The 16,398-nt window shown below is 41.6% G+C and carries 12 protein-coding genes and 1 riboswitch; all 12 genes read left to right on the forward strand.

Features of this window, described 5'->3' with window-relative positions:
* Positions 1-287 precede the first annotated feature (287 nt).
* Positions 288-737 (forward strand): CAP domain-containing protein, encoded by a 450-nt coding sequence (locus T543_RS15425; RefSeq protein ID WP_051638771.1) that lies wholly within the window; start codon positions 288-290, stop codon positions 735-737.
* A gap of 110 nt (positions 738-847) precedes the next feature.
* Positions 848-1,717 (forward strand): transporter substrate-binding domain-containing protein, encoded by an 870-nt coding sequence (locus tag T543_RS12815; RefSeq protein ID WP_242839520.1) that lies wholly within the window; start codon positions 848-850, stop codon positions 1,715-1,717.
* Positions 1,718-1,723: 6 nt separating this feature from the next.
* Positions 1,724-2,437: an amino acid ABC transporter permease gene (locus T543_RS12820; protein WP_035769086.1), complete on the forward strand. Its 714-nt coding sequence runs from the start codon at positions 1,724-1,726 to the stop codon at positions 2,435-2,437.
* A gap of 11 nt (positions 2,438-2,448) precedes the next feature.
* Complete coding sequence (locus T543_RS12825; protein WP_035769088.1) at positions 2,449-3,195, forward strand: amino acid ABC transporter ATP-binding protein; 747 nt, start codon at positions 2,449-2,451, stop codon at positions 3,193-3,195.
* A 156-nt stretch (positions 3,196-3,351) separates the two neighbouring features.
* A complete protein-coding gene (locus T543_RS12830; RefSeq protein ID WP_035769090.1) occupies positions 3,352-4,713 on the forward strand; it encodes a glycoside hydrolase family 27 protein in 1,362 nt (453 codons plus the stop codon).
* Positions 4,714-4,726: 13 nt separating this feature from the next.
* Positions 4,727-7,255, forward strand: a complete 2,529-nt coding sequence (locus T543_RS12835) for a glycoside hydrolase family 2 TIM barrel-domain containing protein (RefSeq protein ID WP_035769092.1) — start codon at positions 4,727-4,729, stop codon at positions 7,253-7,255.
* Between the two features lie 155 nt (positions 7,256-7,410).
* The gene (locus T543_RS12840; protein WP_035769094.1) at positions 7,411-8,454 is read left to right on the forward strand and encodes a LacI family DNA-binding transcriptional regulator; all 1,044 of its coding nucleotides are present in this window, start codon (positions 7,411-7,413) and stop codon (positions 8,452-8,454) included.
* Between the two features lie 289 nt (positions 8,455-8,743).
* Complete coding sequence (locus T543_RS12845; protein ID WP_051638772.1) at positions 8,744-9,697, forward strand: ABC transporter permease; 954 nt, start codon at positions 8,744-8,746, stop codon at positions 9,695-9,697.
* Between the two features lie 21 nt (positions 9,698-9,718).
* Positions 9,719-10,645 (forward strand): carbohydrate ABC transporter permease, encoded by a 927-nt coding sequence (locus tag T543_RS12850; RefSeq protein WP_242839521.1) that lies wholly within the window; start codon positions 9,719-9,721, stop codon positions 10,643-10,645.
* A 216-nt stretch (positions 10,646-10,861) separates the two neighbouring features.
* On the forward strand, positions 10,862-12,562 hold the full coding sequence (locus tag T543_RS12855; protein ID WP_035769096.1) for an ABC transporter substrate-binding protein: 1,701 nt from the start codon (positions 10,862-10,864) through the stop codon (positions 12,560-12,562).
* A gap of 136 nt (positions 12,563-12,698) precedes the next feature.
* A complete protein-coding gene (locus T543_RS12860; protein ID WP_035769099.1) occupies positions 12,699-14,501 on the forward strand; it encodes a glycoside hydrolase family 35 protein in 1,803 nt (600 codons plus the stop codon).
* 229 nt (positions 14,502-14,730) lie between these two features.
* Positions 14,731-16,200, forward strand: coding sequence for a xylulokinase (gene xylB / locus T543_RS12865; RefSeq protein ID WP_035769101.1), 1,470 nt, complete (start codon positions 14,731-14,733; stop codon positions 16,198-16,200).
* A gap of 74 nt (positions 16,201-16,274) precedes the next feature.
* Positions 16,275-16,368: riboswitch (THF riboswitch) on the forward strand.
* The last annotated feature ends 30 nt before the right edge of the window (positions 16,369-16,398 follow it).

Raw genomic sequence — 16,398 nt, forward strand, 5'->3', positions numbered from 1 at the left:
TGATAAACTTTGTTATGTAGTATTAAATACTACATATACTTTATCACATTACTACATGAGATTCAAGTGTAGTGAAATTAGTAATTTTGTTACATAAATTTCATTTTTTCTGTATTTTTGTGTAACTATATTTCATAGATAGTTTAGAGCTTTTTCAATCTGAAAATGTGATAATTATTACAAACTAAATACTGATTGCGTTAAGCATGTAATGAAAATAGTTGACCGTCCTAAGAAAACTACCGCAAGCGGCATCTCTTAGGACCATATTCGAGGGGGGACATTTTATGAGGAGCGTGAAAAAAATTGTCTACATGTTTGCAATGGCAGGCATGCTCTGTTTGGTTACCCCTGGGATCATCACCAGGGCTTGCAGTACAGACGTAAGCCAGGTGCTTGGTTATATGAATCAGTTCAGAGCTGAGATAGGACTTGGTCCTCTTACTTTTAACGATTCACTTACGCAAGCTGCACATATTAGAGCAAAAGAATTGAAAACACGATTTTCGCATACCAGACCTGACGGTAGTGCATGGTACACGGCAGGTGCGAATTTGTGCGGTGAAAATCTGGCAAGAGCAGAAAATGAAGAACAAAGCAGGTCTCTGAATGTTGCCTATGCGTGGTATATTAGCCCGGGGCATAGTGCTAATCTCCTTAGCGGATATTTTACTCAAGTTGGTATATCCTACTACGAAGAAGCAGGATATACATATATAGCGTGTGAATTCAGATAAAATTTGTATAGATTTAAAAAATAGTTTGTGCTAAAATAAATTGTGCAATTGCTATTTATGGAGTTAGTATGCCCTAAATAGCGTAATAGTAGTGTACGAGGAGGAAAAAAATGTCTATAAAAAGATTATTAGCAATAGCTCTTACAGCAACTACATGTATGGGAGTTTTAGCAGGATGCGGCGGCAAAGGCCAGAGCACAGGAACTTCAGAAAGCGTTGATACAACAGAAAGTGCTGCAGAGGCTACAGAAGCAGGAAGTGACCTTCTTGCAAGCATTCAGGAAAAAGGCAAGATCGTATTTGCTATGGAAGGACAGTGGGCACCCTGGACTTATCATGATGAGGCAGGTGACCTTGTTGGATACGATACAGAGGTTGGAAAGGCCATTGCTGAAAAACTCGGTGTTGAAGCCGAATTTGTTGAAGGCGAGTGGGATGGACTTTTTGCAGGACTTGATGGCGGAAGATATGATGCTATTATTAATGGTGTTGAGATAACCGATGAGAGAAAAGAAAAATATGACTTCACAACACCTTATGCATACATACGCACTGCACTTGTTGTAGGTCAGGACAATTCAGAGATCAGCACATTTGAGGATCTTGCAGGTAAAAAGACAAGCAACTCTCTTGGTTCAACTTATGCAGATCTTGCTGCAAGCTACGGCGCAGATGTACAGAATGTCGATACATTATCCGAAACAATCGATATGGTTCTTTCAGGAAGAGTTGATGCAACTTTAAATGCTGAGGTATCTTTCTACGATTATCTTGGTGAACATCCTGATGCAGCTATTAAGATCGTTGCGCTTACTGATGATGCTTCTGAAGTATCAATACCTCTTAGAAAGGGAAGTGAAACCGAAAGCCTTAGAGATGCAATTAATAAGGCTATTGAAGAGCTTTCTGCCGATGGAACACTTACAGAATTATCAAACAAATATTTTGGAAGTGATATTTCACAGGCAAATGCTAACTGATACATTATGAGTGAAAGACTAATTGGAATACTAACAAGTTCATTTTTAAAAATACTTATACCCGGCATCAGAGTAACTGTGCCGCTTACGCTTCTGTCATTTGCACTTAGCTTTGTAATAGGATTGTTACTTGCTCTTGTGCAGGTGGCAGGGCTTAAATTTTTGAGTCTTATCGCAAGATTCTATATATGGATTTTCAGAGGAACACCTTTGATCGTGCAGCTCTTTATAGTGTTTTTCGGACTTCCGAGCGTAGGGATTACGCTGGATGCTTTCCCGGCTGCAGTAATAGCATTTGGAATGAACCTTGGGGCTTATAACGCTGAGATCTTTAGATCCGCGATACTGGCAGTTCCAAAGGGACAGACGGAAGCTGCATATATGATCGGGCTTAACTACCCTCAGACAATGGCGAGGATAATTCTGCCTCAATCGTTTCCAATCGCATTTCCTTCTCTTTTCAATAACCTGATAAGTCTTTTGAAGGATACATCTCTTGCGTCGAGTATTACGGTCATAGAACTATTTACCACAACGCAGCAGATAGCAGCAAGAACATACGAGCCGTTTGCGCTTTATCTTGAGGCGGCATTTATATATCTTGTTTTTTCAACTGCTCTTTCTGCCCTTCAGAGATGGCTTGAAAAGAAGCTCGTATGGGAGAGTAAGAGTGGAAAATCCGATAAGGGTTCCGGGATAAATAAGGCAATGATAGGGTAAGGGTTTTAAAAATGCTTGAAGTTCAGAATTTATACAAAGTTTTTACCGGTTCGGAGGTCTTGAACGGAATTGGTTTTAAGGTTGAAAAAGGAGAGGTTGTTGCCATAATCGGTCAATCAGGCTCAGGTAAGACAACACTTCTTCGTTGCATCAGCTTTCTTGAGAAGGCGGATAGCGGAAGAATCATTTTTGACGAATATGAAAACGATATAACCAAGGTTTCCAAAAAAGAAATTAAGAATCTCAGAATGCGAATGGGATTTGTATTTCAGGGATTCAATCTCTTTAGCAACATGACAGTTTTTGAAAATGTCATGGAAGGTCTTGTTACCGCAAGAAAAATGAATAAGGATGTTGCACGGGAAAAGACCATGAAAGTCCTTGATAAAGTCGGAATGAGCAGCTATGCTGACAGGTATCCCGGAGAGCTCTCAGGCGGACAACAGCAGAGAGTTGCGATAGCAAGAGCGATCGCGCCGGATCCCGAGGTGATATTATTTGATGAGCCCACCAGTGCGCTTGATCCTGAGCTTACCGGTGAAGTACTCGAAGTAATGAAAAAGCTTGCAAAAGAAGGCACGACGATGGTTGTTGTCACCCATGAAATGGGATTTGCAAGAGAGGTTGCTTCACGCGTGGTATTTATGGATAAGGGCGTTGTAGTAGAGGAAGGCACTGCAAAAGAGGTTATAGACAATCCGAAAGAGGAGAGGACAAGACAGTTCCTTAAAAAGGCCGGTAGTAAATTTGAATTATAAAAATCTTACCCACATCAATTTACTGTAAATGTAGTAATGATGTGGGTTTTCTTTTTGTTTACTTATTTTACTAAAATTTACCACTTGAAATTAAAAAGCATTCGGATTATAAGTAAAAATATGGTGTATAAACTTTGAATGACTAGAGGAGGAGAAATGAACATTAACGATTTTGCTAAAAGACCGCCTATGGGGTGGAACAGCTACGATTATTACGATACAAAGGTTACAGAGGACGAGGTTAAGGCAAATGCAGACTACCTTGCCAAGAACTTAAAGGACTCAGGCTATGAATATATAGTTGTTGATATTGAGTGGTATTCCAATGACGCCGGAAGAGTGAGAGACGTTTACCAGTACATTCCTTTCGGCGAGGATGAAATGGATGAATTTGGAAGGCTGCAGCCATCTCCTGTCAGATTCCCTTCATCTGCAGACGGAAGCGGATTCAAGCATCTTGCTGATTATGTGCACAGCCTTGGACTGAAATTCGGTATCCATATCATGAGAGGTATTGCGCGTCAGGCAGCTCACAACAGATGCCCTATACATGGGACAAACTACACAGCGGATCAGGTTGCTGATGCATGGTCAATATGCGGCTGGAACCCTGATATGTATGGAGTAAAGCCCACAGAAGCAGGACAGGCATATTATGACGATCTGATCAGGATGTATGCGGACTGGGGCGTTGACTTTATAAAGTGCGACGATATCTGCGACAGCTTCCTGTATCCTGACAACGGGCGCATCAGATTCAGCGGATATGAAGAAACTAAGATGATCCACAGAGCCATAGAAAAGTGCGGAAGAGAAATAGTTCTTTCTCTTTCACCGGGACCTGCACATGTGGACATAGATTTCTTTTACGAAGAAAATGCCAACATGTGGAGAATCACAGATGACTTCTGGGATGACTGGAAGCTCTTGAAGGAGATGTTCTGGAGATGTGAGACCTGGAACGGCAGAACATCAAAGGGCAATTACCCTGACTGCGACATGCTTCCTCTGGGACAACTTGGCTATGGATTTGGTGCGGAGAGAACTTCCAACTTTACTCCGGATGAAATAAAGACAATGATGAGTCTGTGGTCACTTTTTGGCTCACCGCTTATGATTGGTGCAGAACTTACCAAGCTTACAAGTGAGAACCTGTCATATCTGACAAACAAAGAGCTCTTAAAAGTGATGGATGGAAATCATACCGGACTTCAGGTCAGAAGAAGCGATGAAGAAGCTGTATGGAAAAATACAGATGATAAAGGAACAGAGCTGTATGTTGGACTGTTTAACCTTACCGATTCCGAGAGGGAAATCACCTGCAGCATAGATGAAATCTGCCTTGCCAAGACATCCGGACGTGATATGGGAGAGGATGTAACAAGGAAAATAATAGAACAGGCAAAGATAGTAAGTGATGTATGGGCACATTCCGGAAGAGAAGTGACAGCTAAAGACAGAGAGAGCATCACGGTTAGTGTTCCTGCACATGGCGTTGTTGTTTATCATTTTCAGTAAATAAAGGGTGTTTATGGATAAAAAAGTAATTAACTTAAATGACAATTGGAAATTCCACTATGGGGACTGCGAGCCTGCATGGTACAAGGGCTTTGATGACAGCGATGAAAATGAGTGGAAAAATGTCCTTATACCGCACGACTGGTCGGTCACCATGCCTTTTTCAAAGAAGTGCTCAAGCGGAACGGGCTACCTTGAAGGTGGAACAGGCTGGTACAGACTAAGGTTCAGGCTTCCTAAGGAGTATAGCGGAAAAAATATAAGACTATGCTTTGACGGAGTGTATAAGAACAGCTCAGTATGGTGCAATAGCTATTTCCTTGGGAAAAGACCCGGCGGATATATTCCTTTTTCTTACGATATAAGCGATATGGCAGTTTTCGGAGAAGAGGAAAATGAAGTCAGCGTAAGAGTTGTAAGGCAGGAGCTGGCTGATTCCAGATGGTTTACCGGTAATGGCATTACAAGAAAAGTATATCTTGTTGTCCAGGATGAGATACACCCAAAAGAACACGGCGTATTTTTTAAGACAGTTGATGTAGCTTCTGACAAGAAGAGTGCAACAATATCTGTAATGCATAAGATCGAAAAACCTTCAGAGGAAAAGCTTAAAAAGTATGAGAGAAGGACACTCATAGTCGAAAACAGATTTTTGGACATGGAAGGCAATCTGGCTTATGTCCTGAAAGACGAATTTGTTTTAAGGAAAGATGAGAGCTGGAAGGTCCTTCTTAAAGGCACTGTAAAGAATCCGCACTTATGGACGAGTGATGATCCCTATCTGTACAAAATGCAGACATGGTATCTTGTTGAAGATTCAAAAGAAGGCTACATATTTGCGGGCGAAGATATGGTCGGAATAAGGAAGGTGGTTTTTGATCCGGACAAAGGCCTGTCTGTAAACGGAGAAAGCGTAAAGCTAAAGGGCGTATGCGTTCACCACGACGGCGGATGCCTTGGCGCAGCCATGAAGGCAGAAGTGTGGCAGAGGAGACTTAAAAAGCTCAAGGAAGCCGGATGTAATGCCATCAGATGCAGCCATAATCCCCACATGGAAGAACTATACAGTTTGTGCGATCGCATGGGCTTTTACATGATGGACGAAGCTTTTGATGAATGGGAGAATGCAAAAAACAAGTGGTCAACCGGCCATAATGTATATCCTCCGAGGCATCAGGGATACTTTGAGGATTTCCCCATGTGGCATGAAGCCGATCTTAAGGCGATGATAGGGCGAGACAGAAATCATCCATCCGTAATTATGTACAGCATAGGAAATGAAGTTGACTATCCAAACGATCCATACTGCCATCCAATGTTTGATACTATGACCGGTAATAATGACAGCGGAAAGCCTGAAGCTGAGAGGATGTATGACAAGAATAAGCCCAACATGGAAAGACTTTCTAAAATCGCAGCAGAGCTTACAAGGATAGTAAAAAAAGCTGATGATTCAAGACCTGTTACTGTGGCAGCAGCTTTTCCTGAGCTGTCTACCAAAATAGGATTTATAGACGGACTTGACGTTGTCGGATACAACTACAAAGAGCATCTCTATGAAGAAGATCATAAGAGATTCCCTAAAAAGACATTCCTTGGAAGTGAAAACGGTCATGGATATAAAGAATGGAGAACAGTTACAGACAACGATTATATCTGCGGACAGTTCCTTTGGACGGGAATTGATTATCTTGGAGAAGCCCATGGATGGCCTGTTCACGGATCCACCGCCGGTATTCTTTCAACTGCAGGTCTTGAAAAACCTGATTTTTCAAGAAGAAAAACCTTCTGGTCCGATGAGCCTACAGTATGCATTATGACCAGAAGAGCTTCGGATGGTGATGAGAACTGGCTTCCGTGCAGTAATGCCTGGGACTACGAGGATGGCGAAGAAATATATGTAAAGGTATATGTTACAGACTCGCTCCTTCACGAAGGAAACGGAATACCGGGAGTTCAGCTATTTGTAAACGGCGATAAAAAGGCAGAAGAAAACAGCCGGACAAACGATAATGCGTTTGAATTTAGGATACCTTTTGAAAAGGGAACCCTGGAGGCAAAAACTGTAAATACAAAAGAAAACCTGTCTCAGAAAATTACAACTCCAAGCCACGAAAATACTCAGATATCATGTGAAGTGTGGAAGGACTTTGATATTATATCCGGAGATGATTTTGAAACAGCATCAAGACAAAAAGGATATATATACCAGATCCATGTACAGGCACAGGATAAAGATGGGAATATACTTAGAAGCGCAGTATCTGCAAAAGACTTTTTTGTAGACAGAAATGCCGATGAGTCCCTCTTTATGAATGAAAAGACCAAAAATCCGAAGTTTATGGATAAGCTTCCGGAAATAGATGTGGAAGTAACGGGCAGCGGAGAGTTCCTGGGAATAGATTCCGGTAATCTGGCAGATACAACAGCATTTACGGAAAAAAGAAGAAAACTATGGAATGGTGAAGCTGTGGTTTATGTAAGAAGAACGGGTGATGGAGAAATAAATCTGAAAATTTCCGGAAATGAAATTAATATTTAATAATGCAGATAATATCTTTTTAAATTTGCTTTTCTGCGGAAGGAAGTGAAATATGTTCACTTCCTTCTGTTTTTTTCTTCTTGACATGTGTATGAGTTTTCAAATAAGATGAAATTGCAACCGGTTTCAAATAAATACGAAAGCGTATAAAAAATATGGGTACATCTGATAACAAGGCCATAACCATATACGACATTGCCAAGGAAGCAGGGGTTTCTCCTGCTACCGTGTCACGCGTTATGACGAACAGTGCCAATGTTCGTGAGGAGAAAAGAAACCGAGTACAGAGTATAATTGAAAAATACAATTTCAAGCCCAATGCACTTGCCAAGGGACTATCCGATACTTCTACCAAGTCGATCGGCGTAATTGCAGCCGATGTCCGAAACCCTTTCTATGCGCAGCTTTTTGTGGCATGTGAGGCAGCTGCTCAGAAAGCGGGATATACTGTTTCTTTGTACAATTCGTTTGGTATAACCGAGAATGAGATTGAGCAGCTCGAACTGTTCGCGCATCAGAAGGTAGATGCAATAGTTCAGATCGGCGGACGTGTAGATGATACTGAAACAGACAAAAAGTATAAAGAAGCTGTCAAAAAGCTTCCGGCTAATGTCCCCCTTGTGGTAACCGGCAGACTATCCGAGGATATCGAAAGCCATAGTGTTGAGATCGATGCGGCAAGTGGTATGGACCTTGTGATGGAGCATCTTTTGGGGCTTGGACATACCAGAATAGCACTTGTTGGTGGTAGAACTGACGTAAGATCTACTACGGAGAAAATCCTTCTCTACAAGAAAATGCTCGCTGCTCATGACATCGAGGTTATCCCCGACTATATCGCAGGCGGTAGTTACTCGATTGAGAGCGGATATGAGTGCATGCAGAAGATATTAAAGCTTCCGAAGCTTCCTACTGCGGTTATTGCGATCAATGACTTTACGGCAGCCGGCGTCATCAGAGCAATTGAAGATAGCGGATACAGGATTCCGCAGGACTTTTCGGTTGCGAGCTTTGATAATACTTATATATCCGATGTAATGATACCTAAACTTACAAGTGTGGATTACAATTATGAAACATTCGGACAGTGCCTTATCGATACGGCTATAGCTGTTTCAAAGGGCGAAGATATGCCAAGGCATCAGACAGTTCAGCCTACTCTCATATCAAGAGAGAGCAGTGGACCCAGCAGAGCCTGAAATAACTAAAAAAATGAATGAAATGATATAAAAGAGAGTGATTTTTGAAAATGGTTTCAGAAATCACTCTCTTTCTATGTCCAAAATTGTACCAAATATTGCCAATCTTGTAATGCTCTTATAAAAATGCACCAAAAACGACAAGTGCAACTTGTGAGTATTCAACAATATTGAAACCGGTATCAGAAAATTCATTGACGTATGTGTGGCAATATGTTTAAATAATTATATGAAACCGGTTGCAAATTAACAATAATTACGAGATAAACATAAAAGGGATGTGAGCTTTATGGGGAATACTAATAATATTGCGGCAGCGCCGCGTAAAAAAAGAGGATTTTTTGAGAATATTGTAAGATACAGAACTTTGATTCTGATGTGTATACCGGCAATAGTGTTCTTTTTCTTATTCAGCTATATGCCGTTGCCGGGAATATGGGTTGCATTTGTAAAATATAACTATGGAAAAGGAATTTTCGGAAGTAAGTTCATAGGACTTCAGAACTTCGAATTCCTTGCAAGTTCAGGAAAACTTTTAACACTTACAAAGAACACAATTCTTTACAACCTGGCATTTATTCTTTTGGGAAACTTGCTTGCGATCATAATGGCTATACTTCTTAATGAGATGCAGGCAAAGCTTTTCAAGAAGATTTCGCAGACAATGATGTTTCTTCCTTACTTCATTTCACAGGTTCTTGTAGGAGTCCTGGTATTCAACCTTCTTAACTATGATACAGGTTTTGTAAACGGGATCCTCGACATACTTGGAATGGAGAAATGGCAGCCATACGCTGATCCTCATGTATGGCCGGTACTTCTGGTAGTTATTTACCTCTGGCAGCAGACAGGATACAACTCAGTTGTTTACTTCGCAGCAATCTGCGGTATCGATGCTGAGATAATCGAAGCTTCCAAGGTTGATGGTGCTAACGCATTCCAGAGAATAAGATATATCATTCTTCCGAGCCTTAAGCCTACAATCATTATTTTGTTATTGTTCGCTCTTGGCGGAATTGTAAAAGGTAACTTCGGTCTGTTCTATAACATAGTTGGTACGAACTCACTTCTCTACGATACAACAGATATAATTGAGACATTCGTATACAGAGCTACAATGACAGACTTTAACTTCTCCACAGCATCAGCAGTTGGTCTTTATCAGTCTATCGTAGGTTTTGTAATAGTTATGGTAGTTAACGGCGTTATCAAGAAGATCGACCCTGAGTATTCATTATTCTAATTATTTGGAGGAGCAGAAAAAATGGCAAAGACAAAAGATTTAGACATGATGGAAAGCGGAGCCAAGGTAAAAATTGGCGCAACCGATATGGTTGTCCGCGGGGTAGGTTACTTCGTAACTACATTTTACGCACTGGCTTGTATTTTTCCTTTCCTTATAATCTTGGCATCAAGCTTTACATCAGAGAGCTATATAAGAGTTCACGGTGTTCAGCTTATACCACATGAGTTTACTTTAAAAGCATATGAGATGGTAACAAAATCCGGACTTATCTGGAAATCATATGGACTTACAATTGCGATGACATTTGTTGGAACATTTGTAGGACTTTCAATCATCTCCATGACAGGTTATGCACTTCAGAGAAAGGACTTTCCTTTCAGAAATGCAATTTCATTCTACATTTACTTTACAAGTTTGTTCTCAGCAGGTCTTGCACCTTACTACCTGCTCATGACACAGACTTACCACTTAAAGGATAGCTACTTCGCAGTACTTCTTCCTTTGATGATGTCACCCTGGCTCATCATTTTGATGAAGAACTTCGTAAAGCAGATTCCTCACGAGATCACAGAGTCAGGTAAGATTGACGGCGCAGGTGATATGACAATTTTCATTCGCCTCGTACTTCCGATGCTTAAGCCTGCACTTGCAACAATCGGACTTTTCCTTGCACTTGGTTATTGGAATGAGTGGTATCAGTCATCACTTTTCCTTTCAAGTAAGGTAGATGTTAAGCCACTTCAGTACATGTTGTATGAAATCGTAAATAAGACACAGGCTCTTAAGAACTCAGTAGCCGGTCAGTACGTATCTCTTACAGATATCCCTACAGAGACTGTTAAGATGGCAAATGCAATGCTTGCAACCGGACCTATCGTACTTCTTTATCCTTTCGTTCAGAAGTACTTCATTGGTGGTATCACAGTTGGTGCTGTAAAAGGCTGAGCTGCGATAACCTGACGAGGTTTTTTCGAGTCTGGTTAGAGCGTGTTCCGGCGAGCGAAGCGAGAGCGGAACTTCCTTAGATGGCGAAGTATTTTTGAGCCTGGTTCGAACGCGTTCCGGCGAGCGAAGCGAGAGCGGAACTTACTTATTAGATCTCTACTCGAAATGAGTTCAGATATATACATTTATTCATTATTTCAATAGGAGGGCTTTTTAATGAAGAAAAAGGTATTGTCAGTTTTACTGAGTGCCACAATGGTATTCTCACTTGCAGCTTGCGGTGGAAATTCAGGAAGCGACCAGGCTACTGAGGCACCTGCAGCAGAAGCATCAGAGGAGACTACTGAGGCAGCGGAGGAGACAACAGAAGAGGCTACTGAGGAAACAGCTTCTGAAGACACCACAGAAGAAGATACTGCAGCAGCTGCAGATATCGACACATCTGAGCATGTAGTTATCAACTATATGACAACAGGTGACCGTCCGGAGGGTAAAGCAGCAGAGCGTCTTGATGAGATGCTTGCAAAGCTCAACGAGATCCTTACAGAGAAGGTAAATGCTGAGCTAGAAATCTACTACATTGAGTGGACAGATTATCTTTCAAACTACAACCTTACACTTGCACAGATGGATGGTTCTGTAGACCTTGTTGGTACAGCATCTGACTGGCTTGATGCTTGGCCGAATGCAAAGAATGGTGCATTCCTTCCTCTTTCAGAAGATATGCTTAAGACTTATGCTCCTAAGACATGGGCTAGCGTACCTGCTGATCATTGGGAAATGTGTAAGTATAATGGTGACATCTACCTTATGCCTGAAGACAACTATGCACAGTGGACAAACCACGGCTTCATCTATCGTCTTGACTGGGCTAAGGATGCAGGACTTGCAGACGGTGTTCACAGTTGGGAAGACCTTACAACATATTTCTCTTATGTAAAAGAAAATCATCCTGAACTCAAGGCTGTTTGGGATTCAGATGGAACACAGTACGCACAGATGGCTAACGGCTGGATTGCATCACACACTAACTTCGTAGCTATTGATGGTCTTGCTACAGGTGCTCTTTGGGGCGGCACAAAGGATGACCTCTACACAGTTGTAACACCTGTTATGACAGAGACAGATTCACTTGTTGAATATGCTAAGATGATGAAGGAGTGGGATGAGATTGGTGTATGGCCTACAGACGTTCTTAACAACACATCTTCACAGAACAGAGATGAGTACCGTGTAGGTCAGGTTGCAGCTGAGCAGCACCACACACAGACATGGACAGATCTTTGCTCTGCAACAGAAGCAAACACAATTTATGCTGATGATGAAAATGCTGAGTCAGGCTTCTTCTACTTCGGTGAAGAGACAGACAACGTTGTAGCACTTTCAATCACACACGGTGCAATGGCAGTTTCTGCAGCTTCTCAGAATCCTGAGAGAGCACTTATGGTTTATGACCTTATCAGAAACGATCCTGAGTGCTACAAGCTCTTCAACTATGGTATCGAAGGTGTATCTTACGAGATCAACGATGAAGGTCTTAGAACTACTCCTGAAGGATATGATTCTTCAACAGATAACATCAACGGTATGACAAACTACTGGTGGGGACGTAACGATGACATCGAAGTTAGAGATGCAAGCCGTAACTGGGATAAGATCGATGAGCTCTATGCTAAGTATGACTCTGTAAAGATTGACTATCCTTATGGACAGTTCGTTCCGGATGTAGATTCTATCCAGGCTAAGATTGATAACTGTAACGAAGTTTATACAAACTACATGAAGCAGATCTCATACGGTAAGTACACAGGTACTGCTGAGGAAATCGTAGCTGAGATGCAGGATGCTCTTGAGCAGGCAGGTATCGCTGATGTAGCTGCTGAGCTTCAGTCACAGATGGATGCTCTTTACAAATAATAAGGAGCGATCATTCCTTATATTTAAATGAGGATACTAAAAGGGAATACCGGTTTATATAGGCTGGTATTCCCTTTTTATGTGAAAAATTTGGTTTTTTATGAGGGATTACTGAAAGAAAACGGGGATTATATTTATGAGCAGATTTGAGATTAAAGATAAATTTTATCTGGATGGAGAGCCTATTAAAATTATTTCCGGGGCATTTCATTATTTTCGTACTGTTCCTGAATACTGGAGGGACAGATTATTAAAGTTGAAAGCAATGGGTGGAAACACCGTTGAGACATATATTCCATGGAACATGCATGAGCCTAAAAAAGGAGAGTTTACTTTTGAGGGCATGCTCGATATTGAGAAATTTATACAGACAGCTCAGGATTTGGGATTATACATTATCCTTCGTCCATCACCGTATATTTGTGCTGAGTGGGAATTTGGCGGTCTCCCGGCATGGCTATTAAAAGAAGACGGAATGAGACTCAGGGTTAATTATGAGCCTTTTATGAAGCATGTTAAAGATTACTATGATGTTCTTATGCCGATCATCACTAAGTATCAGATAGATAATGGCGGCAGAGTCATCCTTATGCAGATTGAAAATGAGTATGGCTACTACGCAAATGACAAGAGCTATATGGAGCGCATGAGAGACATGATGCGCGGATATGGTGTGACAGTTCCGTTTATAACAAGTGATGGACCTTTCCATGAAAATATAAGAGGAGGCATGCTTGAAGGAGCACATCCTACAGGCAATTTCGGCTCCAGAACAAAGGAAAGATTTGATGTCCTTAAGAATTACACAAATGGCGGACCTCTTATGTGCGCAGAATTCTGGGTTGGCTGGTTTGATCACTGGGGAAACGGCGGTCATATGAAAGGTAATCTCGAAGAGAGCGTAAAAGACCTTGATGATATGCTGGATATGGGAAATGTAAATATCTACATGTTTGAGGGCGGCACTAACTTTGGCTTCATGAATGGCAGTAACTACTATGATGAGCTTACACCTGATGTCACAAGCTATGACTATGATGCGATACTGACAGAAGATGGCTGCATCACTGAAAAGTACAGAAGATACAAGGAGGTAATATCAAAATATGTTGATATTCCTGAAGTGCCGGAGCTTTTAGAAAGTAAGATAGAGAGAGGCTCTTACGGAGAACTTAAGGTAGAAGATAAGGTCAGCCTGTTCTCTGTCCTTGACGATATAAGCACTAAAACAAGCAGTGTTTATCCTGTTAGTATGGAGAAGCTTGACCAAAGCTATGGCTATATTCTCTACCATTCAACTCTTGAAACAGAGGATGCTGTTGCCAAGATAAGACTTTGGGAAGCCGGAGACAGAGCAAATATCCTTGTTGATAAGAAACCGCTTATTACTCTGTATGACCTCGAGCTTGGAAAAGAAGCTGAAGTTATGAGTGATGAGGAGGTTCAGAAGGCATTACAGCTTCCTTTGGAAGAACAGATGAAGCTCTCACAGAGAGGAAAAGACATAGATATCCTCATGGAAAATATGGGACGCGTTAACTTTGGACCCAGGATGGAACACCAGAGAAAGGGTATCGGCCAGTGCGTTCAGATAAATGGTCACATGCACAACAACTGGGATATATATACACTTCCTCTTGATAATGTCGATAAAGTTGATTTTTCAAAGGATTATATCGAAAACACACCTGCCTTCCACAAGTTCTCATTTGAGGCTAAAGAGCAAAAGGATACCTTCCTCGATTTTGAGGGATGGGGCAAAGGCTGCGCATTTATCAATGGCTTCAACCTTGGAAGATACTGGGAGATCGGACCTCAGAAGAGACTCTACATTCCTGCTCCTCTTATCAAAGAAGGCAAAAATGAAATAATAATGTTTGAGACCGAAGGAAAATATAAAGACACAATCAGCCTTAAGGACGAACCTGATATAGGCTGAAAAGCATAAAATACTTAAACTTCCAACATCTTGAGGGGGCATGCACCCGCTCCAATATAAGATCTAAGGAGTTCAATTTCCTGACATACATAATGCAACAATTAGTGATTTTTTAGCAAAAAGTGTAATGCGAAGAGCTGAAAAAATAAGTATAATTAGTAGTGCAATTTATTTTTGATGCTAAAAGATGTTATCACTACATTTTATGTATGAAAACGGGAGGTTAGGTATGTTATATATAGGCGTGGATTTAGGCACATCTTCTGTTAAGCTTGTGCTTATGGACGAGACAGGTAAGATTCATGGAACTGTTACTAAGGAGTATCCGCTTTATTTTCCTCAGCCGGGCTGGTCTGAGCAGAAACCCGAGGACTGGTATGCACAGTCTGTAGAAGGCCTTAAGGAACTTCTTAAGGATGCTGATAAGTCACAGGTAGCAGGCATCAGCTTTGGCGGACAGATGCATGGTCTTGTAATTCTTGATGAGAACGACAATGTTATCCGTCCCGCTATTCTCTGGAATGACGGCAGAACTCAGAAGCAGGTTGATTACCTCAATAATGAGATCGGCAAGGAAACACTTTCAAAATACACAGCAAATATCGCATTTGCAGGCTTTACAGCACCCAAGATCCTCTGGGTTAAGGAGAATGAGCCTGAGAACTTTAAAAAGATAAAGAAGATAATGCTTCCTAAGGATTATCTTGCATACAAGCTTTCAGGAACCTTCTGCACAGATTATTCCGATGCATCCGGTATGCTTCTTCTTGATGTTAAGAATCGCAAGTGGTCTAAGGAAATGTGCGATATCTGCAGTATTACAGAGGATATGCTTCCTACACTTTATGACAGTTCTGATAAAGTCGGTGAACTAAAGCCTGAGCTTGCTAAGGAACTTGGACTTAAAGAAGGCGTTGTTATCGCAGCAGGTGCAGGCGATAATGCGGCAGCAGCAGTAGGTACAGGTACTGTAGGCAATAACAGATGCAATATCTCACTTGGTACAAGCGGAACTATCTTCATGTCATCAGACAGCTTTGCTGTTGACAGTAACAATGCACTTCACTCATTTGATCATGCAGACGGTCACTTCCATCTTATGGGATGCATGCTCAGCGCAGCCAGCTGCAACAAATGGTGGAATGATGAGATATTAAAGACCAAAGATTATGCTGCAGAGCAGGAGGGCATTAAGAAGCTCGGTGAAAACCATGTATTCTTCCTTCCTTATCTTATGGGTGAGAGATCTCCCTGGAACAATCCCAATGCCCGTGCAACATTCACAGGCATAACAATGGATACTACAAGAGAGGATATGACTCAGGCAGTTCTCGAAGGTGTTGCTTTTGCAACAAGAGATATGTACGAAGTTGCCAAGTCGATCGGAGTTAAGCCTGAGCGCACGATGATCTGCGGTGGTGGTGCAAAGAGCCCTCTTTGGAGAAAGATGATAGCTAACATCCTCAATATCACAGTAGATGTTCCTGCATGTGAAGAGGGACCCGGAATGGGTGGCGCTATGCTTGCTATGGTTGCCTGCGGTGCTTATGCAAGTGTTGAAGAGGCAGCAGCTGCTATCGTTAAGGTTTCTAAGACAGAGGAGCCTGATCCTGAACTTGTAAAGAAATATGAAGCAAAGTATCAGCAGTTTAAGCAGATTTATCCTGCACTCGCAGATACTTTTGACAAGATTATCTGATTTTTAAAGAAATTAATATAAATCAATTGACGAAAGGCAGTATATTGCTATAATGAAGTCGTAACAAAAAAACTAGCAGAGTAGAATTCGATGCGTTAAGTGCCATCCGGACAGGGACTGCCGGAAGGACGAAGGGCAACCGCGGTATCGGATTCGGTTCCCACTGTTGCATATAGAACGTGTTATGAATTCATACAC

The organism is Butyrivibrio sp. NC2002 (genome assembly GCF_000702265.1).
Classification (GTDB): Bacteria; Bacillota; Clostridia; order Lachnospirales; family Lachnospiraceae; genus Butyrivibrio.